This is a genomic window from Psychrobacter sp. P11G3 (genome assembly GCF_001435845.1).
In the GTDB taxonomy this organism is placed as follows: Bacteria; Pseudomonadota; Gammaproteobacteria; order Pseudomonadales; family Moraxellaceae; genus Psychrobacter.
On record NZ_CM003596.1, the window covers coordinates 588,366 to 615,313 of the forward strand.

A 26,948-nucleotide genomic window follows, 5' to 3' on the forward strand; every position below is an offset into this window, starting at 1 on the left:
ACGTGATATCAGCACCGCTTATTGAGTATTTAAAAAAGGGAATGTTTACCCTCCTTGGGTTAATACTGGCCGTTTATCTGTTTGTCATTTTGATGACTTATACAGGCAACGATCCTAGCTGGTCGCACATCAGTAGTGATATGACCACGATTAATAACATGGGCGGCGAGGCAGGCGCATGGTTGTCCGATTTGCTTTACAGCTTTTTTGGGTTTGGTGCTTGGTGGTTTTTAGCATTTGTAGTTTATGAATCTATTCTGATTTGGTGGGAAAACAAGCCAACGTTTTGGCTCATGCGATTGGTCGCTTATGTGTTTTTACTATTAAGTGCTAGCGCATTATTTGCACAATTGGTCTCTCTAGTTCAACAAGTCACGAACCCTGACGCAATCGGTCTTGAAGGCGTCGCTGGTGGCATTATCGGGCTAGAGTTACAGGCGCGTTTGGCACAGCTGCTATCGCAGTGGGGGAGTGTGGTTTTCTTAGCAGTATTTGTTGTGATTACCGCTACGTTTGCCTTTAATATCCATTGGATGACGATATATCAAAGGGTTCGGGCGCTATCGTGGCTTGGTTCAGGTGTAAAAAGTCAGGATGCTATCGACGCTACTGAACCGAGTAGTACATCAGAAGAGGTTATCCAGAACTTAGAAAAATCGGTAGATAAAAAAGTAGAGCATGAGCAACTGCCACTTGAGTTGCAGTCTGCGGAAAATACTAGCGGTGCTCAAGACGTCAGCAGTAGTGGACGTTTCGGTAGTGTATTGTCAGACTTTTTGGCAACATCAGGATTGGCCGATAGTGTCAAAGCCTCTGTCATCGCAGCAAAAGCAGCGGCGACACCTAATAGCTCAAAAGGTGAGCAGGTAGATAGCGATACAGGCTCGCTTAATAGCTCTACTGATAATACAGCCGACAATGCAGTCCAGCCATTAGCCTCAAACTTGACTGCATCTATTGCTCGCAAAGTTGAGCCAAGCTTTGCGTGGAATGATGCCAATACGGTCGATGACTTACTAGCAAGTGAGCAAATGGCTTACAGTGCCAGCGGCATGAGCAGCTCGGCTATGCCTGTACCTAACTATTCCCAAACGGGTACTAGTACCACAGCATCGTTAGAAAAAACAGTACCTGCTACTGTGACCACTACCACGACAGAAGCGGTTGCTCAACCAGATATACACGATAAAGAATCACTAGCTCAGCCATCAGTTGATGAGTCAGTGCACAGCGATTTGGCCAGTCAACCAGTCATTGAACCTGCTGAGCCTAAAATCTCTATGACACATGAGACTGCGGAAGTAGATAAATTAGCAGAAGCATGGTTGGCAGAGCATGCTGATATATCAGAACCTACAGAGTCTATTGTAGAAACGTCTGAAGACTCTAAGCCTGTTCAGGAAACCGTAGCAGCTGAGCCAATAGTACCAGAGAAGACGCCAGAACCTATCGTAGAAGAGCCTATTAGTTTTGTACAGGATTCAGCCAATCAACTGTCTGATACGCCTGTAGAGTTGCCACATACTGAAAAGACAGCAGTAGTCTCTGAGCCTGAAGTTGCTCCGGTAACAGTAGAGACTGAGCCTGCATTGTCAGATTTGTCAGACGTTTCAGACATGACACCAACCAATACGCCTCCTGCCAATCCAAAAGCAGCACCTACTGTGGAGGCGGCCAGTCCTGTTGCTAGTATGCAACCTATAACGCCTGCCAAACCATCCGTCAGTTTTGCTGTTCCAGAAGGAGATAGCAGCAACCATATCACTGATATGATGCCAGACGATGACAGTCTTTCTGACGATATGACTGTGCCAGTTATGCCGCATATCAGTGATGATGCAGCCTTTAGCCAAAAGTCACGCTCGATGCAAACCGCCGCTTATCGCAGCAGTCTAACGCCTATTCCAGAGGTGTCGATACTAGACAAGCCTGATCCTGACCGCAAGCCCAGTTATACGATTGCTGAGCTTGAGCAATTGTCTGAGTTATTGGAAATTAAACTACAAGAATTCAATGTCAAAGCCTCGGTGGTCAATGCGATTCCAGGGCCTGTGGTCACTCGTTTTGAAGTGGAGCTAGCTGCTGGGGTAAAAGCCAGTAAAGTCACAGGTATCTCGCGTGACTTGGCGCGCTCACTATCGATGGCTTCTTTGCGTGTGGTCGAAGTGATTCCGGGTAAACCGTATATCGGTATCGAAGTACCTAACAAGAAACGTGAAATGGTACGTTTGATTGAACTGCTCAACACCGAAACGTTCAAAGATCCTAAAGCGCAGATTAGCATGGCGATGGGCAAAGACATCGGTGGCAACCCAATCATTACTGACCTTGCGCGTGCACCGCATATGCTCGTCGCTGGTACCACAGGTTCTGGTAAATCAGTATTGGTCAACTCGATGCTACTATCGATGCTACTCAAATATACACCTAATGAGCTGCGTCTTATTTTGATTGATCCAAAGCAGTTAGAGCTTGCTAACTATAATGATATTCCGCATCTGTTAACGCCAGTAGTTACCGATATGACGGAAGCGGCCAGTAGCTTGTCATGGTGTGTGGCTGAGATGGAACGTCGCTATCAGCTGATGAGTTTGCTAAAAGTTCGTAAGCTCAATGAGTTCAACAAGAAAGTGATCGCGGCGGAGAAGTCAGGCAATCCCATGCTCGATCCTCTATGGCGTCCGAATGACAGCGTAAGTATTAGCCAAGCACCTAAGCTAAAAACACTACCGATGATTGTCATTGTCGCGGATGAGTTTGCCGATATGATTATGCAGGTCGGTAAACAAGCCGAAGAGCTCATCACACGTTTGGCGCAAAAATCACGAGCTGCTGGTATTCACTTAATGCTAGCGACTCAGCGTCCGTCAGTCGATGTTATTACGGGTCTGATTAAAGCCAACATCCCAGTGCGTGCAGCACTACGAGTCAACTCAAAAGTCGATTCACGTACGATTTTGGATAGTGGCGGTGCTGAGGACATGCTAGGTAACGGCGATATGTTGTTCTTAGGGCCAGGGCAAATCGAGCCAGATCGTGTGCATGGTGCTTACGTTAGTGACGAAGAAGTTAACCGTGTCTGTGATGCGTGGCGTGAGCGCGGCGCCCCTGATTATATTGATAATATGGCAGGCAACTTTGAATTATCTAGCCCAGGCGGTGGTAGTACAGCCAATGCCTCTGGTGAAGATGATGATTTATATAATGATGCCGTGGCCTTTATCATGGAAACACGTAAAGTTTCTGCTTCAAGCATTCAGCGTAAATTCAGCATCGGCTATAACCGTGCTGCGCGTATTGTCGACTCTATGGAAGAAGCTGGATTGGTCAGCTCGATGGGCAAAAGTGGCAAACGTGAACTGTTGATGTAGGATTAATTATTAAGTTGATAACGAAAAAGCGAGTCATGAGAATGGCTCGTTTTTTTATGGAAAAAACTTGATAATACTTTCATAAATTGTAGGTTTAGAAGTAAGCTTTTACTATTAAATACGTTCTAGGGCTTGAAGAGCAGATTCGCATACTGGTTCATTGGTTGCCGAAATCGACCAGATGACTAACGAGTCCGTTTATGAAATATCAGGCACGGTTTTTTATACTAAACTGACAAGAGTTGATGAAAAAATAGTCATCAGTTTTAGAAAATATGAGTGCTACATAGTCTTAATAAAGTTACTCTCCAAGGAAGGTTAGTTATGTTTAAAGAATATACTCAGTATGATGGGCTCGCCTTAGCAGCATTGGTTAATTCAGGTGAGGTCAGCGCAAAGGAATTGCTAGATGCTGCTGTCCATCAAGCCAATCAAATCAACCCTAAGCTAAACGCTATTGTGCATCGTTTTGATGAGCGTGCATACAATGCTGCGCAGACGGGTTTGCCTTCAGGTGTATTTACTGGCGTGCCGTATTTACTAAAAGATTTGTCATTTAGCTTCGCTGACGAGCCGATTACAATGGGTAGCCGCAGTGTCAATATCATTTCAGAAAAAGACAGCGAAATCGTCAAACGGATGAAAGCGACAGGGGTCAACACCTTTGGCAAGACTAACACGCCTGAGTTTGGTTTGATTATCACTACTGAGCCAAAAGCGCATGGTGCTACTCACAATCCTTTTAAAAAAGGCTACAGTTCTGGCGGCTCGTCAGGGGGCAGTGCAGCAGCAGTTGCGAGCGGTATTGTACCAATGGCAGGCGGCGGTGATGGTGGCGGCTCGATACGTTTTCCATCTGCTTGGTGCGGTACGTTTGGGTTAAAGCCAAGCCGCGGACGTAATCCAATGGGCCCTAATCTTGGTGAAGGCTGGGAAGGCGCCGTGGCTGACCATGTGATTACGCGTTCAGTGCGCGATAGTGCAGCGATGCTAGATGCCACTAGTGGAGCAGAGATTGGTGCCCCTTATGTTATAGCTCCGCCAGACGGCACTTTTTTGCAAGCGGCAATGCGGGCACCGCGAAAGCTAAAAATTGCTTTGCATCAGCAGCCTTTGATAGCCAATACGACAGTGGACAAAGAGGTGCTGGCGGTACTTGACCAAACGGCTAAGCAATTAGAGTCTATGGGTCATGAAGTAGTACCAGCCGAGCCAAACATCAATATCGAGCAGTTTTGGCATGACTTTATCGTTGTAGTCTGCGCGCATACTGCTTTTACGATTGATAATATCGAGCGTGAGTTTGGGGCTGATCACATCAAAAACCTAGAGCCGCAAACTTATAATATGGCGCTGCTTGGGCGCTCATTGTCAGCGGTTGATTTGGCACATGCCAAACATGGCTGGCATCATAGCCAGTATCAGACGGGTCTATTGCTAGAAGACTACGACATGATTTTGTGCCCGACTGTGCCCACACCTGCGGTAAAGCATGGTGTACTACCGCCTAGCCGTATGGATGAGATGATGATGCGTAGCGCCGAGGTGCTTAACAAGGGCTTTAATATGGGTAGATACGCCTTTAGCTCAGGCATGATAGAAAAGCTCAGTGCCCCTGTATTAGGTAAGATGGGTTTTACGCTATTGGGTAATGTTACAGGGTTACCCGCGATGTCAGTACCAGTCGGTATGAGCAAAAAAGGCCTACCGATTGGTATGCAGTTAATCGGGCGCATGAATGATGAAGCAACATTATTCAGTGTGGCGGGCGAGATGGAGCGTGCAGGTTTATTTACCAAACACGCTTTTGAGAAGTAGGGTTAAATTTTAGTGTTCGCATTGGTCGCACTCAATCAGTCAAAACGATAGATATCCATACCCAAACTATGATGAGCCATACTTTGATGAACGACAGAGACGCGCTGACCAGTACCTAATGCAAAAAACAGCGGTAGCAAGTGCTCATCACTTGGATGAATGTCCTTGTAGTCTGGGTACTGCTGCCAGTCGAGCGCCGTGGGAATGTCTATTTTGAGCTGCTGCAACAACCACTGCTTAAACGTTTTGGCTGCTTGATCGATGCTGTCAGCTTCCCAGCGCAATGCTTGCAAATTATGCGTAATGTTACCTGAACCGATGACGAGGATTTGCTCATCACGTAAATGTGCTAACTGCGCGCCTAACTGATAGCAGGCAATACTGTCATAATGCTGCGGCAATGATATCTGTACGATAGGCACATCGGCTTCTGGGTACAGGTGTCTGAGCGGTGCCCACACACCATGATCACAGGCACGTACTGGATTGACACTACAAGTGATACCACGTGCGGTCAGCTGCTGAGCAAGTGTCTCAGCCAGCGCTGGTTGGCCTATAGCAGGATACTGAATGTCGTAAAGTTCAGGCGAAAATCCTGAAAAGTCATGCCACGTCTTTGGCTGTGGATTACTGCTAATCTCTAGCTTTGCTGACTGCCAATGCGCTGACATAATGACGATGGCTCGTGGCTTAGGTAAGTTTTGACCGATACGTGCCAGTGCACTGGTCGTCGCAGACTGCTCAATTGCAAGCGTAGGCGCGCCATGCGAAATAAAGAGCGCTGGTAGCTTAGATGTATTCGTCGCTACATCAGACGTATTTTCCCATGCGGCAGCCGCTGTGATAGGCGTCTGCACACTATGATGGTCATCACGTTGATGAGAGGTCTTAGAGGCGTTGGGTGTCGCACGTTTTGGATATTTCATGTTGCATTTATTAGGGCGTGCGCCAGTTTTTCAATCTATTTTAGGGTTGATGTTTCAAATCAAAAAATAGATTAGTATTTTATTTAATTACCACGGTGATAAGGGTGGTTATTATTGATACTCATCGCGCGATACAATTGTTCCATAAGTACGACGCGTACTAGCGGATGCGGCAATGTCAGTGCTGATAGTGATAATTTTGCATCGGCCTTTGCCAATACTTCTGGTGAGACGCCATCTGCGCCGCCGATGACCAAGGCAATATCATCGCCTTGTAGCATGCCATCAGCGAGTTTATCAGCCAGTCCTTCGGTCGAAATCATCTTGCCTTTAACATCTAGTACCCATAATTGCTCGCGGCTTGATGCATTATGAGCGGCCAGTATGGCCTGACCTTCTTGCTCACGGTACTGTGCCAAATTAGCATCTGAAGGGTTTTTTGCCCGCTTGGCTGCCGCAATTTCGACAATTTCTGTGCTTAGCATCGGTTGAATGCGTTTGTAATATTCGTCAAAACCCGTCTGTACCCAGCTAGGCATTTTATTGCCAACGGTCAAAATCCTTACTTTCATAATACTTACCATCTCGATAATTGAATTCAAGCTTACTAGGGTGTGTTCTTAATAGTTGTATCGCTCGTTCTTCATTGTCTGCAATTTACATCAGAGGATTAATCGTCTCTGATACGTTGCTACTTGCGCTTTGATCGTCCGCTTGGCTTGGCTTTGGAATGACAGTCAGCTTTGCATCAGACTCAAAAACAATGGCTTCGACATCATCAAAGCTATTAATCCCTTCAGTACGCATGGCACATTCGATTTCCTGACGCGTCAAGCGCTCATCACGCATGGCGTCTGACAAAAACTGCCCTTGATAAAAAACGATACGTGGCTCTGATAAAATAAAGTTACTAAATTGCGGTGACACAGACGCATATTTGGTCACCAAAAATTGCAATAGGTACAGTACTAAAATAGACGAAACCCCTTCAACAAAGGGAATGTCCTTGAGCAAAATTGTACTGGCACCTAACGAGCCGATCATGACCGTCACGATCCAATCGAAGTTGTTGAGCTGCGATGTTGAGCGTTTGCCAGAGACTTTGGTGACTGTCACAATCAACACGTAAACCATAACAGTCGTCAAAACAATACGACCAAGCTTGTCTATGTTGTCAAAAAAGATCATGTCCATAATGTTCGCTCCTATTATAAAGGTAAAACAAGTCATCGCTAAAATACTACTTACTAGGGCGCGTCTTACTTTGTCTCATTTTTAGTACTATTCTTAAAATAATGACACGTCCTAAACTTAGCCTAACGGATTTTACGCATTAGCAGGGGAAAACTTTGTAGCACCTTGTAGATGATGGTTTGTACTTACGTTGATTTGCGTATAGGGTCTAATAATCGATTGATAGACCATAGACTGATTCGCGCACTGACTAGAGTGAGAACCAGCATCAGCATTAGTGATGAAAGCAAAGGTAGTGGACGCTGCATCGCCATCTCAAACAATACCTCACGGCTTATCGTATCAAACAGCCAAAACCAGATGGCTGAAAAATAAATAACAGTCAGCATCCAAACAATCACAACCCCACCAAACATCAATTTATTAATCTCATCTCGCGCTAATGCTCGCTTCTGATGTTTGATAAATTTACTGACAGCGATGTAAGCACCCACGATAATAGAAACCACCATGACCAGTTGGGGATTGAGCGCAAGTTTGGTCTGTATCATCATAAATATGGTACTGGCAAGCGTGTATCCAATCGCAAAAAAACCAACATATCGAGCCAGTTTAGGCTGCACTTGTACAAGTGTCTGGGGTTTGTTGAGACTGGTTGTCTGGCGTGACATAAGCTAACCTTTATAAAGGTAAAAAATAGAGTATGGATGATACAACGTCTTAAAGCGTTAATTAAAATATCAACGCTGTGCCGCCCAGTCGAGCATGGCATCTAATACAGGCCTTGCTGCATAAGGATTTAATGCTTGATCAGTATTGATTATACCGACGACAACATAATCCTGTCCTGACAGCCCTTTGACGTAACCTGCCATTGAAGTGACGTTATTTAACGTGCCAGTTTTTATCCATGCGCGGCCAGTGGCTGCAGATTCAGGCAAGCGATCGCTATGAGCGGCAATAGTGCCACTAACCCCAGCGACACCTAACGAATCGAAATAGGCATCAAAATTTGGTCGACTATAAGCGTAAGTCAGTAGCTCGCTTAGGTTGGCGGCGGTGATAGTACACTCGCGGCAAAGTCCTGAGCCGTTGGTCAAATGTGGCGGTGGCGTACTGAGGTTGGTTTGCCACCATTGATTGATGGTTTGTAAGGCTGCAGGATAGTCTGTCGTAGTAGGTTTGCCAAACTGATATAAGCTATCCGCCTTTTTGCCACTAGATTTAACAGCCGCTACTTTATTATCCATCTCATTACTAGCACTGGCTTCATGACTGCCTGGACTAGTCGCAGTTGTGCTAGCAGGTATTGATTGAGTCAGCCTTTCTTTATCGTAAGCGCCTATAGATAGCGCCACTTGCTCAGCCATGACATTGTTTGAGAAGTGGTTAATGTCATGAATCTGCTCCGTTAAATTCAACGACGGATAGCTGACCATAGGTAGAGGAGACATCGCGATAGCCGTAAGCCCGTGCGCTCGTTTTGTCGTTTTGGTCATATCGTAAGGTGTTTCTTGCGATATGACCTGTCCACTTAAAGTATTCCCTAATGATTGCCATTTGGCAGCGATGACGTGTGCAGCAAACTCTTTGGCATTAGGATATGCCACGTAAAAGACATGCTCACCGCAGCTCTCGGGCAGACTGGCATTTAACACAAGCTGCGTGTTTTGCCACTGCGGTGCTAGGCTATAGCTTGCTTGCCCACAACTGGCTGCACGGGTATTGATTTTAGCAGGTAGCTGATAATTGGCTAACCGCGGCTTATAGGTCACGCTTGCTTGGCCGTTATCTTGAGGATAAGTTTTGATACCAATGGTGCTAAAGTTAACCAAAAACCCATCAGGGCTAGCGTTATAGGGACGTAGCGGTGAGTTGTCGAAGGCGGCAGGGTCTTTACTAACATTATTAAAAACAGCGCTGTCGATGACGATGTCACCATTGATATGACGAATACCGGATGCTTGCACTTTATACAGCAACTGTTTTAAGCGCTCGTGGGTCATTTTTGGGTCGCCACTACCTTGAATAATCAAGTCACCATGTAGACGGTTGCCGATGACAATACCTGTGTGATAAACCCGTGTATGCCACACAAAATCCGCCCCTAAAGTGTCCAAAGCGATAAAGCTAGGCACGAGTTTCATGGTGCTGGCAGGCGTACGAGGGATGTCAGACTGGTGATCCAGCAAAGGCGAAAATGAAATCTTTATAGAGGTTTTATTATTGCCTGCAGTATCTTGGGCTTTGGTATTCTGATCAAGCGTACGCTGATGTTCGTCAGGGATAACTGTTGGAATGCTCTCTACGCTCTGATAAGTATAAGGGTCATCGGTATAAGCATGTATTTTTTGCTCGTGCTTCTCAATGGTGCGCTGCTCTATGGTAATTAACGCGCTCTGGTGGCTCAGGTCGCTGGTACTTATATCTGTAGAGGCGTCTGTAGTTGGGTGCTCAGATACTATAGTAGTTGCAGATTGGCTGTCAGATTCATCACTATCAATGACTTGAATAGGAGTCGGCAGACGGCTGGCAGTTTTGTCACCTACAGGGGTAATAACGATACTGATATCCGCTTCTGTCAAGTCGGCACGCGCCAAGGCTTTTTGAATAGCTGCTGGTAACACGGCTTGTGCATGTATTGGCGCTACTATAACTGCTGCCAATAACGCTAACCTAGATAGACGTTTATTAGGTTGGTTTAGCAGTCGAAAATGACGACAAAGCGTGGTGATTTTGGTTGCAGCAGTAGAGTAATGACGGCGTTTAGAAGGGTATCGCATGAGCATCTTTCATCAGGTGGCAAAAACAGCCTATGGTAACATGAGTTGCTGTTTTCGCACACGATGTCAGCAGTACAATTTTAGGGCGTGACATCAATCTGAACAGTAAACTCTAAATGGGCTGAAAACGGCCAAATCTTTGCCAGACTGCGTCAAGTAGCTGGCTGATATCCCGATATTATCTGTACTCCTTTCCTTGTTTGGCTGCCGTTTATCTCATTTTTATCACCATTTTCAAAATGAGGACACGCCCTAGCGATAATAACGCCCTTATTTAGATAACTAACTCTAACTATAGATTGAACTGAGAGCATGACTTGCTGCTAACGCACATGTAAAAAAGCCATCGCCGTCATAACAGCATCGTTATAAGCATCATGCGCGCCCAGTTCAGGAATATTGTAATGGGCTAATATGCGATTTAGATGTTGGGCTTGTCCAGAAAGCCCTTGTGTGTGACCACTGATACGCCGACTGTGCAGATGACGCAAATCTATGACTTCGTTTGGTAGAGACGTTCCCATATAGCGTTTGACCAATGGATTTAAAAAAACCATGTCTAGCTGTGTGCAGAATCCAACGATTGGTCGATTACCTATGAATGGTAGTAGTAGTGCCAACATGTCATCGTAACTCATGCCATGTTCAACATCGGCGGTACGCAAGCCATGAATGACAATAGTGTCGCGGTCTGGCATGACAGGAGGTCTGCAAACTAAATGCATGCCATTACCCGTGTCGATGATATTGCCATTAATATGTATCGCTGCTACAGACAGCAGGTGATGCTTCTTGGGGTTCAGCCCTGTCATTTCGCAGTCAATCGCTACCCACTGTTCAGCCGAAGGTGTCGTAAACATTGAGGCCAACTCTGGACGCTGCAATTGCGTCTTTTGCCAAGCGCAAAATAACTGCTGTAACCAGCTCATATTGATTGCTCATCCATCTATGTTGTTTTTGTACTTACAAAATTTCTGTATTTATGAAGCCTCTATATTAAGACTGCCACATTCACGCGATTTCTAGTTGATAGTGTTGACGCAATTGGTTTTTGAAGCTTTTGACTACGGCCAGACACTCTTTGAGTAGGTCACGTTCAAGTGCGGTCAAAGTCGTTGGATCCACTTGCCGTGCATGCTTATCGTCGGTTGAGAGGGCCACAGATAAGCGCTGCGCCATAAAAAACTCCAAGGCTTCTAGCAAAGTATCGGCGCGCTCTTGGGTCATAGCATCAACCTGCACCAAGCCCTTTAAACGCGCCTTAGTACTAGGCACATCGAGCACATTATTTTCTAATGCTAAGGTACGGATACCATGCACCAAGGGAAAAATACCGGCTTTTTTTAGGTCGATATCAGGTGATGCTGATTTACCACTTAGTAAAGGGACAAACTTCTGCCACCATTGATTAACATCACCAAACTGTAGCGCTGCCCGCGCAAACTGCCTGACAAACATAGGATCTGCTTGTTGATGAGCAAGTTCTAAGTGCTGACGTACTTGAGTAAGCAGTGACTCATCGCCGCAGACGTATTCAGCATCTAGTATCGCAGACAAGTAAATACCATGCATCGGGTCGGAGTTTCTAAACCATAGGTTAATTTGTGCAGTGAATGGCTTGAGCGGTTGTCGCCACATAGGATTGCTCATCATAATATTGCCATCACACAGTGGGTAGCCAAGCGTTGCTAAATGGCTATTAAAAGTATCAGTGAACTGTGCTAAATCAGGGTGTGTATAGCCATCGCGAATGATGAGAGCGTTGTCCTGATCGGTACGCATGATTTGCTCACCGCGACCTTCTGAACCCATAACGATAAGGCAGGTATTGGCCATCACTTCATCAGGTACGATTAGCTGCCATAGCTTGGTAAACACCTGCGCATTTAGCGTCTGTACCATACGACTGATATTACCGATTTTGACACCATTGTGATGCTGTGCACGAATATAGCGCCCGATCAGCTCAACAGCGGTATCTAGGCTCGATAAGTCTTGTGCCTGTTCGATTTGAATACTAATCAGCTGCGAATGATGACCAATATGAGCGAGCATATCGCTTTGCCCAAGTACTCCGACGACATTGCCACTCTTATCGATGACTGGCAGTCTATGAATACGATAGCGAGTCATGGTCAGCAGCGCATCGCCAATCTCATCACTGGCTTTGATGGTACGTAGATTAAAATTAGCATAGCGCTGGCAAGGGGTGATAGCTGGATCTTTTCTGTCACTTACCGCGCGACAAATATCAGTATCGGTCAAAATCCCTAAAAGTAATTTTGTCTCATGTTGCGCTGTTTGTGAGCCACTTAAGCCATGTAGCGGTCGGACCAGCACATGTTTCAATCCAGCTTTGGTCATGATGCGGGCCGCTTCGTACAAGCTATCATTGGCATCGACGATATGGACTGGTAATAGATGAACATCTATCACTGGTTGCAGCATAATTTGCTGTACTTCTTGTTGGTTGGTATAGCTGGCAGGATCTAGCGTTTTGTTATGACGTCGTTGGCGCAATGCTTTTAATCTTTCAGGCAGCTTGTCTGATAGCATTTGGCGTACCAAATGATTTTGTGCACTGATTTTATCGATAGCGGTGCCATTGACTTGGAGCAGTAAGGTCTCTTCATTAGCTCGGAATTGATAGGGTTGTATGGACGTACTTTCATGCTCTAGCTGATTGTCCTTGGGAAGTGATTCAGGCAGGCGGCGACTATCAAACCAATCATTATTGTTCAGACCATCAGCGTGATTGCTACCTACATAGGACGCGACAAATTCACCATCTAATGATTGCTCGATTTGCCCTTTGATGACCACATACAGACATTGCAATTCTCCTGCAGGCAAGCTTTCATTTTTGGCAAGGTAGCGTATTTGGGTGTTTTTTCTAATGCTTTGACGCTCGGCTAAGCTCAATACGTCGAAGGGCGGTTGGCTAAAATCAAGATGGGGCATGGCATCATCCTTGATGGCATATTTTCGGCAGAGACTTTACTATAGCATTAATAAAACAAAAAGCCTCCAATAACCCTAGCTATATTGTGGTTATTGGAGGCTTTTTGCTACTGCGACATTTATTCCAGCTACATTAGATTTTTCTAATTAGCTTTAAGCACCTAATAGTTTGCGGATACGACTGATTGCTTCTCGGCTCTCATCGACACTCGCGACCAGAGCGATACGCACATAACCTTGTCCAGGATTATGACCATCAACTTCACGTGACAAATAGCGCCCTGCCAATGCATGAATATTAGCTTGCTCATACAACGCTTTGACAAAGATTTCATCATCACCGCCGAACTGTTCAGGTACTTTGACCCAGAAGTAAAATCCAGCATCAGGCATGCGTAACTCTAGCAATTCCCCAAGCTCAGACATCCATAGGGCAAATTTCTCTTGGTATAGCGCTCGATTATGAGCGACGTGTTTTTCGTCTTGCCATGCAGCGATAGAGGCCAGCTGATGAGGTATCGGCATCGCACAACCTTGGTAAGTACGATATTGCAAATAAGCCTGCAAAATTTTGGCATCACCAGCCACAAATCCAGAGCGTAAACCCGGTAAGTTTGAACGTTTAGATAAAGAGTGGAACACGATACAGTTTTTGAAATCACGGCGACCGAGAGCAGCACAAGCTTGGAGCAATCCAATCGGTGCTGTATCAAAATACAGTTCGCTATAACACTCGTCACTAGCAATAATAAAACCGTACTGATCTGACAGACGAACGAGGTATTCCCAATCATCCATTGTCATGACTGAGCCTGTTGGATTGTTTGGACTACAGACAAACAATAGCTGCGTACGAGTCCAAACGTCTTTTGGTACCGCGCGATAGTCACCTTTGTAGTCATTAGCTGATGTACAAGGGACAAAGTAAGGCGTTGCCTGTGCCAGTATCGCCGCACCTTCATATATCTGATAAAACGGGTTGGGCATGACAACCGTAGGCGATGTGTTAGACGCTGGAGCATTGCTCTCTTTGTCAGCTACATCATGATCAACGACCGCTTGTACAAAACTAAAAATCGCTTCTCGTGTGCCCATCACGGGTAATACTTGAGTATTGGCATCGACATGATTTAGAAAAAACCGCTTCTCTAACCAGTGGGCGATGGTTTGACGTAGCTCAAACATACCGTTTGTGGTTGGATAACGACTTATTTTGTCCAAGTTTTCGTGTAGGACGTCCAGCACAAATGCAGGGGGCTCATGTTTTGGCTCACCAATACCGAGCTTTATTTCACTGTAACCGTTGGCAGGCTTGCTATCAGCAAGCAATGTTGCCATCTTTGCGAATGGATAAGGATGGAGATGCTTTAAGTTGTGATTCATAAGTGTGATAACTATAATAGACAATTAATAATAAAGTTATAAAGAAAATTTACATTAGAGCAGTGTAGCACTTCTCTAATTTTTTGTCCTTTTCTTCTTATATCGTGAATAGGCATTTACCAAGCGTAAGCTATTCGTTGTATGACTACCAAATAGGTAGTCGCCAAAAAGTCTTTTGAACCTTTCATAATGTATAACCTATAACAATATAAAAAATGACTACATCACAAACGTGGTAGATCGTTTTAAGGATAGTTTGATATGTCTAGTGTGCTAAATAATGATGATCTCATCGCTAAAGATATCAATAATGAAAAACTTGATAACAGTTTGCAGCGCTCGAACCTGTATAAGCTGCTCAAAGAGCGTGAACAGAACTGGTGGCAAGCGCGCCAGCAACTGATCGAGCGTCAAGAAAAGAAAATGTTTTGGTATGGCGAAAACAGCCTAATTATGTGGCTGTTGTGGCAATTGGTCGGCTACGTGGTAGTGGCAATGGCCTTGATGCTGCTCAATAATATATTTGGTATCTCATTACCGCTATGGCAATACGTCTCTTTGTTTGTGATACAGACCCTATTTTTTGTCAGCGCCCTTGCTGCTAAAGGCCAGTTGGCAAATAAACTGCAGCGCAAGATAGATAATGACGAGCTGATGCGCGAAGAGGCACTCAACGAGATGATTATTTTGGCAGAGGATAGCCTGTATCCTGATGTACACGCCAAATCACCTATCTCTTTGGAAGCCTTAGATGATTATCTAGATGGCCAGTTTCACCTAGCAAGCTTGCAGTGTTTGCTACAAAAAGAAGTCGATGCTGGACGATTAATCATGGAGCAGCAGCCACCTGAAGTAGGGGTTTTGCCGCCAGAGCTTGCTGATGATGAACTGAACGAACATGCTAGCGAGATAACCTATAGAAGTACGTTATAAAACGTACTTCTATGATGACTATCAGACTACTTTTGCTAGTTAATATTCAAAATAATGGCTAACCAAAACTATCTAGCCGTATCAAAAATATATTACGCTATTATGCTCTTTCTGAACGGTAAGACTGGCTAACAACGCTGCCTTTAATGCTTCAAGTCTATCAGGTGATAGTGGCTTATCATTTTGATCACTGATATAAAACATATCCTCTGCACGCTCACCTAGAGTGGTAATACGCGCAGCATGTACTTCGATTTGCTCTTGCAGAAATACTTGGCCAACTCGCGCCAATAGCCCTGGCTGATCAAGCGTTTCTAAGCTCAAGATGTGCTGATCTGATGCTTCATTGAATTCAAAGTTAATCACCGTTTTTACTTCAAAGTGTTTTAACTGACGCGGCATACGCTTGTTCGTCAGTTTAAGTACGGTAGGGTCTTGAAACGAGTCAATTAAGCGTTGTTTTAGCTCTTGTTGGCTCTCCTCATCGACCAGCAATGTGCCACTAGGATCTAGCAATACATAAGAATCCAAAGCAAAGTCACGGGTCGCTGTGATAATACGTGCATCTAAAACATCAAGATTCATCTGATCAAATACTGCCATGGTAACGGCAAATAGGTTCATTTGATCTTGGGTATAAACAAATACCTGTACTGCATCAAGTGCCAATTCGCGATGCTCACGCAAAACGACCAATGGTGGACTGTCAGCATTAGAAGCCAGTCCAATCGGTGGGTGATTCAAGATAGCTTCAGTATGCCATAAGATATCTTCTGCAATCTCTCGCAAGAAATACTCATCGCCCAAGTCATCCCATAGACGCAATACTTCATCGCGGTTCATGTGCTGGTTATTGACATTATCTAGCATCGTTAACGCTTGCTTGCGTGTGGCACTAATCATATCTTGACGATTGGTAGGCGCATCGATATCAGCGCGCAAGATGCGCCGAGTTTGTGAGTATAGCTGTTTCATGAGAGTCGCCCGCCAGCTGTTCCATAGCTGTGGGTTGGTCGCATTCATATCAGCCACCGTCAGTACATACAGATGGTTTAGATGAGTCACGTTACCGATGAGATCAGAGAAAATAGTCACTACTTCAGGGTCTGAGATATCTTTTTTCTGTGCAGTAATCGACATGAGAAGGTGATAGCGCGTGAGCCAACCAACTAAGTTCGCATCCGCCAAGCTCATACCATGCGATAAGCAAAACTCAATCGATTCTGTTTGACCAAGCTCACTGTGATCGCCGCCACGGCCCTTAGCGATATCATGGAACATTGCTGCCAGCACCAAAATCTCTTTACGTTCGATACGTTGAAAGATAGAGCTGACCAACGGAAACTCTTCTTGAAAGGCCGGATCTGTAAATCGGTGCAAAATTCTAATCAAAAACAAGGTATGCGCATCTACAGTATATCGATGAAACAAGTCATATTGCATGAGGCCAGTAACTTGCGCAAAAGCAGGAATATAGTTACCCAATACTCCATAGCGATTCATGGTGCGTAGACGATGAAATAGGTAGTTCTGTTCTTTTAGATTCGATAAAAACAGCGCTTTGTGAGTAGGGTTGTCTCTATATATCTGATCGATGCCGCGTGCGGCAATTTTGAGTGCGCGCAGGGTATGGGTACGAACTTTATCGATGCCATGCTGACCCATCAATAAAAACATCTCTAAGATAGACTCTGGGTGCTGTGCAAAAACTCGATGATGTGCGATGGCAATCTGGTTGCCAATACGGTTGAATCGCGCATTTATAGGTTGTTTTTTTGGACGTTCATCGTCAGGCAGCTGCGGCTCTATGATCGTTTCATAATAATGATTGGTCAGCATCTCAGACAGCGTTGATATCTGCATTGCACAGCGATAATAGTCGCGCATAAACCGTTCGACCGCAGCATTAGGCTGGTCATCAGGTTGGGTCTCGTAGCCCATTAGCTGGGCAATCTCACGCTGATAATCAAACAACAGCTTGTTTTCATTACGGCCCGTCAGTACATGCAAGTAATGTCGAATTTGCCATAAATATCCTTCGGCAAAGCTCAACTCATCAAATTCTTTTTCGGTCAAAAAATTCTGTTGCACTAAATCATATAGCTTGCTCACGCGAAAATAACGCTTGGTGACCCAGCCGATGATATGGATATCACGTAGCCCGCCCGGCGCTGTTTTGATATTGGGTTCAAGATTGTACTCGGTGGCATTGTGCTGCAAATAACGCGCTTTGGATTCTTCCATTTTTACATCAAAAAATGCGCGTGGAGACCACTGTTTATTGACGATTTGAGCAGGCATGTCTTGCAATGTTTCATTACCGATTAGGAGTCGAGCCTCTAGCTGAGAACTGGCAATCGTATGATCAAGCGCGGCCTCTAGCGCATCATTGACACTACGTACAGAGAGCGCAGGCTCTAGTCCTATATCCCATAGTAGAGCGACCAGTTTATCGATTTTACTACTGGCATCAGTACCTATTTCACCAGGAGCCAGGAGCAAAATATCGATGTCTGAGTAGAGCGATAGTTCACCGCGCCCGTAGCCACCAGTCGCAAAAAATGCCAACTCAGTCTTATCTAACTCAAACCATTTGAATAATGCAATCAATAGGCTGTCGATAGCGCAAGCGCGTGCTGCAACCAGTTGGCGAATATTGGTGCCGCGTTCTAGTGAGCGGCTGATATCGTCGTTGATCTGGGCCAACCATTCAGGAATGCCAAGTAGGTTCTTGTCTGTCACATTTTTGGCTGACAGTGGGGGTGAGTCTGTCGCCACCTCACTTGGTAGTATTGGTAAAGGCGTCAAATCAACAGAGGCGATATCACAATTAAACATGAGTGTTATCCAGTTAAGAGTTTAGAAATAGAACGTTTGAGCTGAGCGCTATTGAGCAACTAATGTGCTGATGGCTAATAAAAATTACGAATAGCATGTATCAATAAAGATGCTGATAAATATATCAATAAAAGTTATCAGGTCATCTGAGTATAAAGACAAAGCGCCTATAAGCACAATACTCAATATGCCCTAATTAAAGACCAAAAAAAAGACCGCCTAAGCGATCTTTGATTGTACTACTGCGTCAAAAAACTTAAATCTTCTTCGGGGCGAGTAGTAAATACCTCACAGCCATTGTCTGTTACGACCATGGTGTGCTCCCATTGAGCAGACAATTTGCGGTCTTTAGTAATCGCCGTCCACTCATCTGGCAAAATCTTAGTCTGCCACGTGCCTTGGTTAATCATAGGCTCGATGGTAAACGTCATACCTGTTTTTAGCTCAAAACCAGTGCCCTTTTTGCCATAGTGCATGACTTGTGGCTCATGGTGGAATTCATCACTGATACCATGACCACAGAACTCGCGAACGATACTAAAGCGCTCGGGCTCGACAACGGCCTGAATAGCAGCGCCGACATCACCTAGGCGTGCACCGTTTTTAACCACGCTCATACCTGCGTAAAGGGCGTCTTGTGCCACTTTGCAAATACGCTGTGCCATGATAGAGCCGTTGCCGACGATCCACATTTTTGAGGTATCGCCATAGTAACCGTCTTTGATAACAGTCACGTCGATGTTGATAATATCACCATCTTTCAGCAGCTTGTTTTCAGTTGGGATACCGTGACAGACAACATGGTTGACTGAGGTACAGATAGATTTTGGAAAACCATTATAATTAAGTGGGGCAGGGATAGCCTGCTGCACATTAACAATATAGTCATGGGCAATCTGATTAAGTGCTTCGGTACTGACGCCCACTTTGACATGCTCGTCGAGCATGACAAGGACATCACTAGCGAGTTTACCGGCCACACGCATTTTTTCTATGGCTTCTGGAGACTGGATAAGGGATTTTTTAGTCATCATCGTATATCTTATAATTATGGGTTCATTGTAGATAGATTATACCATAAACGTACTAGTGACACTTTTACGTTAAGTGATAGTGTACCTATCATTATCATTGAAAATAATTGCTTTACAGCTTGGTAAGGGCTTATATGACTCATTAGTCAGACTAATATATTCATATTTTGACAAATTAGTTGAATGTTGCAGGATATATAAGTAATGTAATTTTGCCTGCTAACGGAATTAGCAGCAATTTTTACTGTAGTTGTGCAGTAAAAATAACCAAATCAATGATAACAAGGATGTTGTTATGACGCTTTCTTTGTACATTCGTGCAGCTCTCACACCGAAAACATTGTTACCAATACTGGGTTCAATCAGTGCTGGTGTGCTTCTAATGACCATGCAAACCACTTCTGCTCAAGCTGCAGGACAATACTATAATTGTGCCAATGCTAACGGTTGCAAGTTGGTGGACAGTAAATATTTCACTTCTAGTTACACTAAAACTCAATATCCGGTCGTCTTAGCACACGGGCTTGGCGGCTTCACAACGCTATTTGGAGTCATTGACTATTTTAATGGGATTCCAGAAGACTTGATGAAAGGTGGCTCAGAGGTATATACCACCAAAACGTCAGCGGTCAATAACAGCGAAGTTCGAGGTGAGCAACTGCTACAACAGGTCAAGACCATTGCCGCGATTTCAGGTGAATCTAAAGTCAATTTGTTTGGACACAGTCAGGGCGGTATAGATATCCGTTATGTCGCTGGCGTCGCGCCAAAGTACGTGGCTTCAGTAACCGCGGTATCAAGTCCAGAGCAAGGATCAAAAACCGCTGATTTTGTTAAAGATGTCCTTGAGCCAAATAATACTTCTGGACAGCCATCTAATGTCACCACCCAGCTAGTATCAGGCGTGTTTAATCTGATTGGTGGCTTCACAGATATTGGGTCAGGTATCAGTTTCAATCAAATTCAACAACAAGATGGCTGGCAAGCGCTCGTGGCTCTATCGACCGATGGTGCTGCTAAGTTCAATGCCAAATTTCCTGCAGCAATGCCCAAAAACTATTGTGGTCAACCGACTAGTACTGCGGTCAATGGCATCAAGTATTATTCATTTAGCGGCGTTGGGCAAATAACGAGCGCACTTGACCCTAGCGATTACCTATTGGCCGCAACGGGCGTACCGTTTGCAGGTGAGTCTAATGATGGATTGGTATCTGCTTGCTCAAGTCGTCTTGGCTATGTGATTCGTGATAATTATAGAATGAACCATTTGGATTCCGCCGATCAAGTCTTGGGTCTGACGGCATGGGGAGAGTCTGAGCCAAAATCTATCTATCGTACCCAGGTAAACCGTCTGAAAAACGCCAACCTATAAGCTGAACTACAAAATAATAATACTCATTGATTGAGAAATATCATTTATGTCAAATAACCGCCGTTCAGCCTATGCAACAATTGCTATCATCGTCGTGGTTATCATTGCCACAGCGGCGGTTATTTTGTGGTTCAAGCCTAGTAACGATGTAAATTCAGCTTCAATCAAATCCTCCGTCTCTGATAATGAGACTAACGAGTCAGTGACAACTGAGCTGGCTGCGGGACAAGTCGTGAAAACTACAATGACACCCAGCCGGTCTCAATTTGTCACAGGATTAGAAAATTTACCACGCTCATTAAAGGGCACCCAAATTGATGGTGAAATCATCATCGATGAAAATAAACAGTTGGTCGTTACTGAAGGTCTGCGGCGTTTGTTTGATTATTTTTTATCCGCCCTAGGTGAGGAAGAGGAAGCGGTTATATTTGCCCGTGTGGAGAGTTATATTCGCCATCACACACCAGAGCCTGCCGCTAGCCAAGCGGTCACTATTTTTAATCAATATGTTGCTTACCTTAAAGCACTTCCTGAGATAGAAAAGCGCTATGGTAATCTGCAATTACAGGCGACCAAAAGTGGTGAGCTGGACTTGAATGCAGTTGCCCAACAAAAACAAGATATCGCTAATCTACGACAGCAGTATTTTGACAAGCCAACCATCACAGCATTTTTTGGCGCAGAGGATGATTACGATAATTATAGTATAGAGATGGTCAGAATTGACCAAAATAAGCAGATGTCTGATGCACAGAAACAAGCTGCCCGTCAGGACTATATCAGTCGATTGCCAGATAATGCTACTAAAAGCAATATCATGCAACAAGCCAATATTAGCGAGTTGATGACTCGCACTGAACAGATGAAAGCTCGCGGTGCAACGCCCGAGGAGTTATATAATATGCGCCGAGAGCTAGTAGGCGCACCAGCAGCAGAAAGGCTGGCACAAGTAGATCAAGAAGACGCGAATTTTGACCAACGCTTCACCCAGTATAAAACTCAAAAAAATCGCTTATTAAGTCAAGGTGTCGATGCCGCCCAAGCGCAAATTCAAATCAATCAGCTTGAACAGCAACTATTTAATGACACTGAGCGTAAGCGTCTAGATGGTTATGCGGCATTGCAACGACAGCAAGCCGTGAATAATCCCTAATTACCGTCAATAGTGACCGTTAATAACCATCAATAATCATCGTTGATACGAATAGATAGAGTTAGCAAAATTATAGTTAGCAGCTCATTTAGGTACTGGCAAGAGCAAGTAGCTAGACATTTGCAAAGTAGTACAAAATGCATTCCGAATAACTACCCAGTTTATGATGACACCTCCCTGTGAGTCATGCACAATATTGCCATTGTTTAGAGCATTAAATAAAACAATAAATGAATCATAATAAATCTGAGCTTTTACTATGTCTATTAGCGCTTACCGCCTGTCTATTAGCGCTGATCACTCATACAGATAAAATGTCTAGTAAAAGTATCGGATGCAATAAAGCGAGGAATTGATATGAAGAACATGAGTAAAGTAATGATGGCCGCGACATTGGCAGTTGGTACGCTTGCTGCGGGTTGCCAGACGACGAGTTTACCTGCGCCAGTTAGTCAGCCAATCAATGCAGATGTCTTGCAAGCGCATAACTGGCAGCTCGTTGATGCCAAACGCAGCAATGGCGATAAAGTGACTCAGCTGTTTTTTGACCCAGCCAAGCCGTTAACGTTGAATTTTATGAATGATAACGGTAGAGATTACGTGGCATTTATGAATACCTGCAATAACATGGGCGCTGGATATAGCGTTGCAAATGGTGAAGTCGAGATTAAAAACGGCATCAGTACTATGATGGCATGTCCTGAACCGCAAGCCAGCTTTGATACTGCTGCCTTAGCTACTGTCAAAGGTAAATATAGTCTTAGTAAGAATGCCAACAATGTGCCTATTTTGACCATTAAAAATGATGATCAAGTCGCTTATTTTAAAGCCGTTACAAAATAGCTTAATGATTGAGTAAACAGTTTGACTGGTTCGTGAACTTAAGCAATTAGAGTTGCTCGTTTGAAGTTACTCATGTGAAGTTGCTCTTCTTAAAACGCAAAATGCCTCGCTATCAAGTGGGGCATTTTTTTATCCAAAATTTAGTCCAGTTTAGGTTACACTAGAGTAATGTTTCTGTAATATCTTTGATTTTTTTAATTGATGGTGATGGCTCTGAATTTATGTCGATAACGATCGCTTTTTTAGATATTTATAAGACTTTTATCATCAAGCTCTGTTGGATATGACGCTATGCTGAAAACTGCCATAAATAAAACAACCATATGTAAAGGGAGTCTATCTAAATCAAACATAGATAGACTAATGATAAAAGCACCTATTGCCATCGGCGTATTTGCTGTGCTTACCGGTTGCCAGACATTACCTAATACCTCAGTAAAAAAGCCAATCAGTACAGTTGAGACCAGTCCGCTGACTGCACGTATGCCAGTGATTGATCGCCAAGGATATATTGCCTATATAGAAGAGCAGGGCGTAGGTACGGCGAAAGTATCGACACTCTATAGTATTCGTCCTGACGGTAGCAATCGTCAGCTCATCGATCAGCTTAATGGATATATCTATGCGCCAGCATGGTCGACAGACGGACAGCTGCTTGCCTATAGCAAACAAGCCCCGCGTGAGCATCCCAAAATTTATATTTATGATCGTAGTAGCAATACGCGCAACCTAGTGGTAAATGCTGAAGGCAGCAATATGTCAGCGTCATTTTCACCCGATGGTCAAGATTTGCTTTATAGCTCTACTGTTGGTGGTAATGCTGATATCTATAAGATGCGTCTGAGTGATGGCAATACTCAGCAGTTAACGACTCTGCCGAGTACAGAGGTACAGCCAAGTTACGCTGCTGACGGCAAGAGCTTTGTCTATACCAGTGATAAAGTCCGTGCTGGACGACCACGAATTTATCGTTATGACTTCGCTACGGGTAATGCGACAGCTGTATCAACAAATGGGTATGTGGCCAGTCCTCAGCTTAGCTTAGATGGTCAGCGTATGGCTTATCTAAATGGTCGCAAGGCGGCTGTCATGACCTTGATGACTGGGCAAGTGGTCAACCTGGCAGAAACAGGGCTTGATGAGCCTGCACGTCTATCTCCCTCTGGCAATTACGCCGTCTATCCAACTCGCCGCTTGAGTGTGGGCGGGCAAGCAGCAAGCCAAAATGGTGGTAGTCTAGTTATCCATTCGCTGTCAGGCAATACCAGCTATGCCATTAGTGGACAAAATGGTGGAGTCATGCGTTCACCGATATGGGGTCGTTAATGTATTAAATGTATATTGAAATTCTAATATTTAATTCAAAAATAAGATAAATCTGAGGATAACAACGTATGGCGCACAAAAAGAAGAACGTCCGCAAAAAACTTTGCCCTGTCTGCGAGCGCGAGTTTAGCTGGACTAAGAAGCTAGATAAAAACTGGGAGAGCATGGTCTATTGCTCCGACCAATGCCGACGGGTGAAAAAATATGAAGGGCTAGATCATCAGAAGTAAGATGTTACCACAACACAAATAGTTAGAAGTAGATGGGAGCAAATAATGGCACATAAAAAAGTAAACCTACCGCAAAAAACCTGCCCCGTCTGCCAGCGCCCGTTTACGTGGCGTAAAAAGTGGGAGAAAGACTGGGAGCAGGTGATTTATTGTTCTGAGAAGTGTCGGCGAGGGAAAGCAAAAGATGAATAGACCAAAATATAAAGCTTCAGCCGATCATAGATTGGCTGAAGCTTTATTAAGTTGATGGCTTATTATTAGTAATGTTCTTTCATAAGTACTTCTTCCATTCGACACCGTCGTCTAATTTACAGAAGATGAGATATAGGTCGTTTACTTATAAATACTTTTGCCTAAAAAGACTAAAGTCATTCTCACTAGAAAATAGAGAATAACTCTAACGTTTTTATTGGCTATCAGTGGCTATTACACTGTTGGATTAGGGTCTTGAGAATTTAAACATCTCTTCATAGTCTATGACATCGTCTTGGTTATCGTCCACTTCAATAGTAAGGGCAGTATTACCTGTTACTCGAGCGTAACGCGTGCGTGGTTCTGATAATCCAGTCCCCGCATTGCCATCATAAATTATTGTAGTAGTTAATTGACCAGTAACAGCATCAACAGTGTAGTTACCCCATTCCATACCATTTTCGGAATTATCGACTGACCTATCCTCGTCAACTTGCAAGTAGATATAAGTACCGTTTTCTAAGAATGCTAAGCCCAGTAGCTCGTTGTCATCAGCATCATCGAAATCCCAAGGTCCTAAAATACTTTCAGACTTAGTTTCTGAGAAACGATAGCTTTCGTTACTATCAATGATGCCATTTCCGTTTTCATCTACTTTCAGGATAAATTTACCGTTAGATACCTGAGCATAACGCATGACAGAATCTGATAATCCAGAGGTACCGTTTTTATCAAAGATAGGCGTAGCGGTTAGTTTGCCTTCTGTACTACTGACGCTATAACTGCCTAATTCCATACCATTTCCAGCTTCACTGGTTGATTGGCTACTATCGACTTGGGTCTGTATATAAGTCCCATCATCCATGAATATAATAGTTGATAACTCTCCACTAGCGGTATCGTCGCTACTCCACATGCCGACGATTTCAGTATCAATATTGGGCTGATCAGGTTGTGTAACATCTGGTTGATCAGGTTGCGACGTCGGTGATTCATCAGAATCAGAGTCACTACCACATCCCTGTAAAATCAGTGCTGTTGTCATGGCTAATAATGCTAGTTTAAATGATTTCATTTTTATCTCTCCTTGATTTAAAAATATAAAATCTCACTCAGCTGAAAGTCAGTGCCTTGCATCTCCTTATTATGTTAATTAAAGAATATATAAATCAGTATTTATGAATATAACAAACATTTTTCAGTTAATCCAATCCAAAAAGTATTTTCTAAATGAGTAAAATGGAGAGGTTGGTTATGAAATAAAAAGAGTGTAAAAGCGAGAAGAAGCTGTAAAAAGTAAATTTATTAGCGAAAAGGTCAAAGTATTAAAGGTTCGAAGAGCTTTTTCGAGATACTGTTACTGGAAGATAGTGAACAATAAAAGTATCTATTTAAAAAATTGGCAGATATATAATTAAACGCCGTCTCCTTTATTGACTGCATTTCTACTGAATGAAAGAGATAAAGGAGACGGTATATTTAAACGTCATAGCTACATATATTTTTTGAAATCGATTTAAACGTAAGAAAGTTAGTTACTACAAATTGGGTTTCAACTATTCTTTAGCAGTTTTTATACTCTAACTTTCACGCTCAGTATGAATTTCTAATTGATCACGACTGAGTTTATCACCAGTTACTTAGCATCTCTCTTAGCAAAAATATTCGCAACCAACGCACCACTAAAGTTATGCCACACGCTAAAGATTGCACTCGGTAAGGCCGCGACAGGGTTGAAATAAGTCGCTGCAAGGGCAGCGCCTAGACCAGAGTTTTGCATGCCCACTTCCACCATAATCGCGCGACGTTGTCTCTCCGTAAATCCAGACAAGCGAGCGATTACATATCCCAAGGTATAACCCGTCATATTGTGCAAGGCAACGACGATAAAGACGATAGCACCACTATCTAAGATGGTTGCTTTAGACACGGCAACCACTGCCGCGATGATGATAGAGATACCCAATACCGACACCATCGGTAATACCTCGGTGACGAACTCGATCTTTTTACCCAAAAATTTATGAAAGATAACACCCAATAAGATAGGCAAGATGACGATTTTAGTAATGGTCATCATCATACTGGCCAAATCGATATCAATCAGCTGCCCCGCAAAAACATTTAATAGAATCGGGGTCAAAAAAGGCGCAAGCAGGGTAGAGATAGAGGTAATCGCCACACTCAAAGCGACATCACCTTTGGCTAAGAACGTAATCACGTTACTAGACGTACCGCCAGGGCAACAGCCAACCAAGATAACACCAACTGCGATTAAAGGATCAAGGTTGAAAATGACCGTCAATAGGTAAGCAATGAGTGGCATGAGCATAAACTGCGCTAATAGCCCTACCAATACAGGTTTGGGTCGTTTTACAATCTCTAGGAAATCTTCCGTTTTGAGCGTCATGCCCATTCCAAACATAATGATGCCAAGTATGGGAACGATTAAAAAAGCCAACGAGGCAAAAAATTCAGGAAAAATAAATCCCAAAACAGCACTGACCAATGCCCAAATTGCAAAAGTTTTGCCAATCCAACTAGAAAGTAATGCAATCTGATTCATAGCCTGTCTCAAAATAATAAAGTAG

General features: G+C 43.9%; 21 protein-coding genes. 9 read left to right on the forward strand and 12 right to left on the reverse strand.

Annotated elements, in window-relative coordinates:
- Positions 1–2: 2 nt before the first annotated feature.
- Together AK824_RS02430 and AK824_RS02435 are read left to right on the forward strand one after the other, a co-directional pair.
- Positions 3–3,371 carry a DNA translocase FtsK gene (locus AK824_RS02430; protein ID WP_197411810.1) on the forward strand — a complete coding sequence of 1,123 codons (3,369 nt, stop codon included), beginning with the start codon at positions 3–5 and terminating at the stop codon, positions 3,369–3,371.
- Between the two features lie 324 nt (positions 3,372–3,695).
- On the forward strand, positions 3,696–5,189 hold the full coding sequence (locus AK824_RS02435; protein WP_057758499.1) for an amidase: 1,494 nt from the start codon (positions 3,696–3,698) through the stop codon (positions 5,187–5,189).
- Between the two features lie 35 nt (positions 5,190–5,224).
- Here the strand turns inward: AK824_RS02435 and AK824_RS02440 are convergent, their stop codons facing one another.
- The 8 genes from AK824_RS02440 to dapC all read right to left on the reverse strand — a co-directional run bounded on the left by AK824_RS02440 (position 5,225) and on the right by dapC (position 14,436).
- A complete protein-coding gene (locus AK824_RS02440) occupies positions 5,225–6,115 on the reverse strand; it encodes a DODA-type extradiol aromatic ring-opening family dioxygenase (protein ID WP_082624549.1) in 891 nt (296 codons plus the stop codon).
- A gap of 83 nt (positions 6,116–6,198) precedes the next feature.
- Positions 6,199–6,687 carry a 23S rRNA (pseudouridine(1915)-N(3))-methyltransferase RlmH gene (gene rlmH, locus AK824_RS02445; protein ID WP_057758501.1) on the reverse strand — a complete coding sequence of 163 codons (489 nt, stop codon included), beginning with the start codon at positions 6,685–6,687 and terminating at the stop codon, positions 6,199–6,201.
- 85 nt (positions 6,688–6,772) lie between these two features.
- The gene (locus AK824_RS02450) at positions 6,773–7,309 is read right to left on the reverse strand and encodes a DUF421 domain-containing protein (RefSeq protein ID WP_057758503.1); all 537 of its coding nucleotides are present in this window, start codon (positions 7,307–7,309) and stop codon (positions 6,773–6,775) included.
- Positions 7,310–7,494: 185 nt separating this feature from the next.
- Entirely contained in the window at positions 7,495–7,980 is a 486-nt protein-coding gene (locus AK824_RS02455; RefSeq protein ID WP_057758504.1) for an ABZJ_00895 family protein, read from the reverse strand.
- Between the two features lie 69 nt (positions 7,981–8,049).
- A complete protein-coding gene (locus AK824_RS02460) occupies positions 8,050–10,092 on the reverse strand; it encodes a D-alanyl-D-alanine carboxypeptidase/D-alanyl-D-alanine-endopeptidase (RefSeq protein WP_082624550.1) in 2,043 nt (680 codons plus the stop codon).
- 323 nt (positions 10,093–10,415) lie between these two features.
- On the reverse strand, positions 10,416–11,021 hold the full coding sequence (locus tag AK824_RS02465) for a 3'-5' exonuclease (RefSeq protein ID WP_197411811.1): 606 nt from the start codon (positions 11,019–11,021) through the stop codon (positions 10,416–10,418).
- An 82-nt stretch (positions 11,022–11,103) separates the two neighbouring features.
- Positions 11,104–13,053, reverse strand: coding sequence for a DUF294 nucleotidyltransferase-like domain-containing protein (locus tag AK824_RS02470; RefSeq protein ID WP_057758508.1), 1,950 nt, complete (start codon positions 13,051–13,053; stop codon positions 11,104–11,106).
- A gap of 153 nt (positions 13,054–13,206) precedes the next feature.
- Complete coding sequence (dapC, locus tag AK824_RS02475) at positions 13,207–14,436, reverse strand: succinyldiaminopimelate transaminase (protein WP_057758511.1); 1,230 nt, start codon at positions 14,434–14,436, stop codon at positions 13,207–13,209.
- Between the two features lie 261 nt (positions 14,437–14,697).
- Between dapC and AK824_RS02480 the strand changes: the two genes are divergently transcribed.
- Entirely contained in the window at positions 14,698–15,369 is a 672-nt protein-coding gene (locus AK824_RS02480) for a hypothetical protein (RefSeq protein WP_057758513.1), read from the forward strand.
- Positions 15,370–15,450: 81 nt separating this feature from the next.
- On the opposite strand, the gene glnD is transcribed toward AK824_RS02480, so the two are convergent.
- Both glnD and map read right to left on the reverse strand, forming a co-directional pair.
- Entirely contained in the window at positions 15,451–18,207 is a 2,757-nt protein-coding gene (gene glnD, locus AK824_RS02485) for a [protein-PII] uridylyltransferase (protein ID WP_057758515.1), read from the reverse strand.
- A gap of 239 nt (positions 18,208–18,446) precedes the next feature.
- Entirely contained in the window at positions 18,447–19,238 is a 792-nt protein-coding gene (map, locus tag AK824_RS02490; RefSeq protein ID WP_390178040.1) for a type I methionyl aminopeptidase, read from the reverse strand.
- 298 nt (positions 19,239–19,536) lie between these two features.
- On the opposite strand from map, the gene AK824_RS02495 reads away from it, so the two are divergent.
- From AK824_RS02495 to AK824_RS13360, 6 genes are all read left to right on the forward strand, one after another.
- A complete protein-coding gene (locus AK824_RS02495; RefSeq protein ID WP_057758519.1) occupies positions 19,537–20,613 on the forward strand; it encodes an esterase/lipase family protein in 1,077 nt (358 codons plus the stop codon).
- Between the two features lie 46 nt (positions 20,614–20,659).
- Positions 20,660–21,766, forward strand: a complete 1,107-nt coding sequence (locus tag AK824_RS02500; protein WP_057758521.1) for a lipase secretion chaperone — start codon at positions 20,660–20,662, stop codon at positions 21,764–21,766.
- Positions 21,767–22,123: 357 nt separating this feature from the next.
- Positions 22,124–22,609, forward strand: a complete 486-nt coding sequence (locus AK824_RS02505) for an META domain-containing protein (protein ID WP_057758523.1) — start codon at positions 22,124–22,126, stop codon at positions 22,607–22,609.
- Positions 22,610–22,972: 363 nt separating this feature from the next.
- The gene (locus tag AK824_RS02510) at positions 22,973–23,935 is read left to right on the forward strand and encodes a Xaa-Pro aminopeptidase (RefSeq protein ID WP_227511192.1); all 963 of its coding nucleotides are present in this window, start codon (positions 22,973–22,975) and stop codon (positions 23,933–23,935) included.
- A 68-nt stretch (positions 23,936–24,003) separates the two neighbouring features.
- On the forward strand, positions 24,004–24,165 hold the full coding sequence (locus AK824_RS13355) for a DUF2256 domain-containing protein (RefSeq protein ID WP_082624551.1): 162 nt from the start codon (positions 24,004–24,006) through the stop codon (positions 24,163–24,165).
- Positions 24,166–24,210: 45 nt separating this feature from the next.
- A complete protein-coding gene (locus tag AK824_RS13360) occupies positions 24,211–24,357 on the forward strand; it encodes a DUF2256 domain-containing protein (RefSeq protein ID WP_082624552.1) in 147 nt (48 codons plus the stop codon).
- A 247-nt stretch (positions 24,358–24,604) separates the two neighbouring features.
- Here AK824_RS13360 and AK824_RS02515 read toward each other — a convergent pair whose 3' ends face one another.
- Entirely contained in the window at positions 24,605–25,432 is an 828-nt protein-coding gene (locus AK824_RS02515; protein WP_057758527.1) for an LptM family lipoprotein, read from the reverse strand.
- Between the two features lie 561 nt (positions 25,433–25,993).
- The gene (locus tag AK824_RS02520; RefSeq protein ID WP_057758529.1) at positions 25,994–26,923 is read right to left on the reverse strand and encodes a bile acid:sodium symporter family protein; all 930 of its coding nucleotides are present in this window, start codon (positions 26,921–26,923) and stop codon (positions 25,994–25,996) included.
- Positions 26,924–26,948: the final 25 nt, after the last annotated feature.

Excerpts from the sequence above, each read along its gene's own strand:
- AK824_RS02435 (WP_057758499.1), top strand. The coding sequence starts at position 3,696 with ATGTTTAAAGAATATACTCAGTATGATGGGCTCGCCTTAGCAGCATTG.
- AK824_RS02440 (WP_082624549.1), bottom strand. The coding sequence starts at position 6,115 with ATGAAATATCCAAAACGTGCGACACCCAACGCCTCTAAGACCTCTCAT.
- rlmH (WP_057758501.1), bottom strand. The coding sequence starts at position 6,687 with ATGAAAGTAAGGATTTTGACCGTTGGCAATAAAATGCCTAGCTGGGTA.
- AK824_RS02450 (WP_057758503.1), bottom strand. The coding sequence starts at position 7,309 with ATGGACATGATCTTTTTTGACAACATAGACAAGCTTGGTCGTATTGTT.
- AK824_RS02455 (WP_057758504.1), bottom strand. The coding sequence starts at position 7,980 with ATGTCACGCCAGACAACCAGTCTCAACAAACCCCAGACACTTGTACAA.
- AK824_RS02460 (WP_082624550.1), bottom strand. The coding sequence starts at position 10,092 with ATGCGATACCCTTCTAAACGCCGTCATTACTCTACTGCTGCAACCAAA.
- AK824_RS02465 (WP_197411811.1), bottom strand. The coding sequence starts at position 11,021 with ATGAGCTGGTTACAGCAGTTATTTTGCGCTTGGCAAAAGACGCAATTG.
- AK824_RS02470 (WP_057758508.1), bottom strand. The coding sequence starts at position 13,053 with ATGCCCCATCTTGATTTTAGCCAACCGCCCTTCGACGTATTGAGCTTA.
- dapC (WP_057758511.1), bottom strand. The coding sequence starts at position 14,436 with ATGAATCACAACTTAAAGCATCTCCATCCTTATCCATTCGCAAAGATG.
- AK824_RS02480 (WP_057758513.1), top strand. The coding sequence starts at position 14,698 with ATGTCTAGTGTGCTAAATAATGATGATCTCATCGCTAAAGATATCAAT.
- glnD (WP_057758515.1), bottom strand. The coding sequence starts at position 18,207 with ATGTTTAATTGTGATATCGCCTCTGTTGATTTGACGCCTTTACCAATA.
- map (WP_390178040.1), bottom strand. The coding sequence starts at position 19,238 with ATGACTAAAAAATCCCTTATCCAGTCTCCAGAAGCCATAGAAAAAATG.
- AK824_RS02495 (WP_057758519.1), top strand. The coding sequence starts at position 19,537 with ATGACGCTTTCTTTGTACATTCGTGCAGCTCTCACACCGAAAACATTG.
- AK824_RS02500 (WP_057758521.1), top strand. The coding sequence starts at position 20,660 with ATGTCAAATAACCGCCGTTCAGCCTATGCAACAATTGCTATCATCGTC.
- AK824_RS02505 (WP_057758523.1), top strand. The coding sequence starts at position 22,124 with ATGAAGAACATGAGTAAAGTAATGATGGCCGCGACATTGGCAGTTGGT.
- AK824_RS02510 (WP_227511192.1), top strand. The coding sequence starts at position 22,973 with ATGATAAAAGCACCTATTGCCATCGGCGTATTTGCTGTGCTTACCGGT.
- AK824_RS13355 (WP_082624551.1), top strand. The coding sequence starts at position 24,004 with ATGGCGCACAAAAAGAAGAACGTCCGCAAAAAACTTTGCCCTGTCTGC.
- AK824_RS13360 (WP_082624552.1), top strand. The coding sequence starts at position 24,211 with ATGGCACATAAAAAAGTAAACCTACCGCAAAAAACCTGCCCCGTCTGC.
- AK824_RS02515 (WP_057758527.1), bottom strand. The coding sequence starts at position 25,432 with ATGAAATCATTTAAACTAGCATTATTAGCCATGACAACAGCACTGATT.
- AK824_RS02520 (WP_057758529.1), bottom strand. The coding sequence starts at position 26,923 with ATGAATCAGATTGCATTACTTTCTAGTTGGATTGGCAAAACTTTTGCA.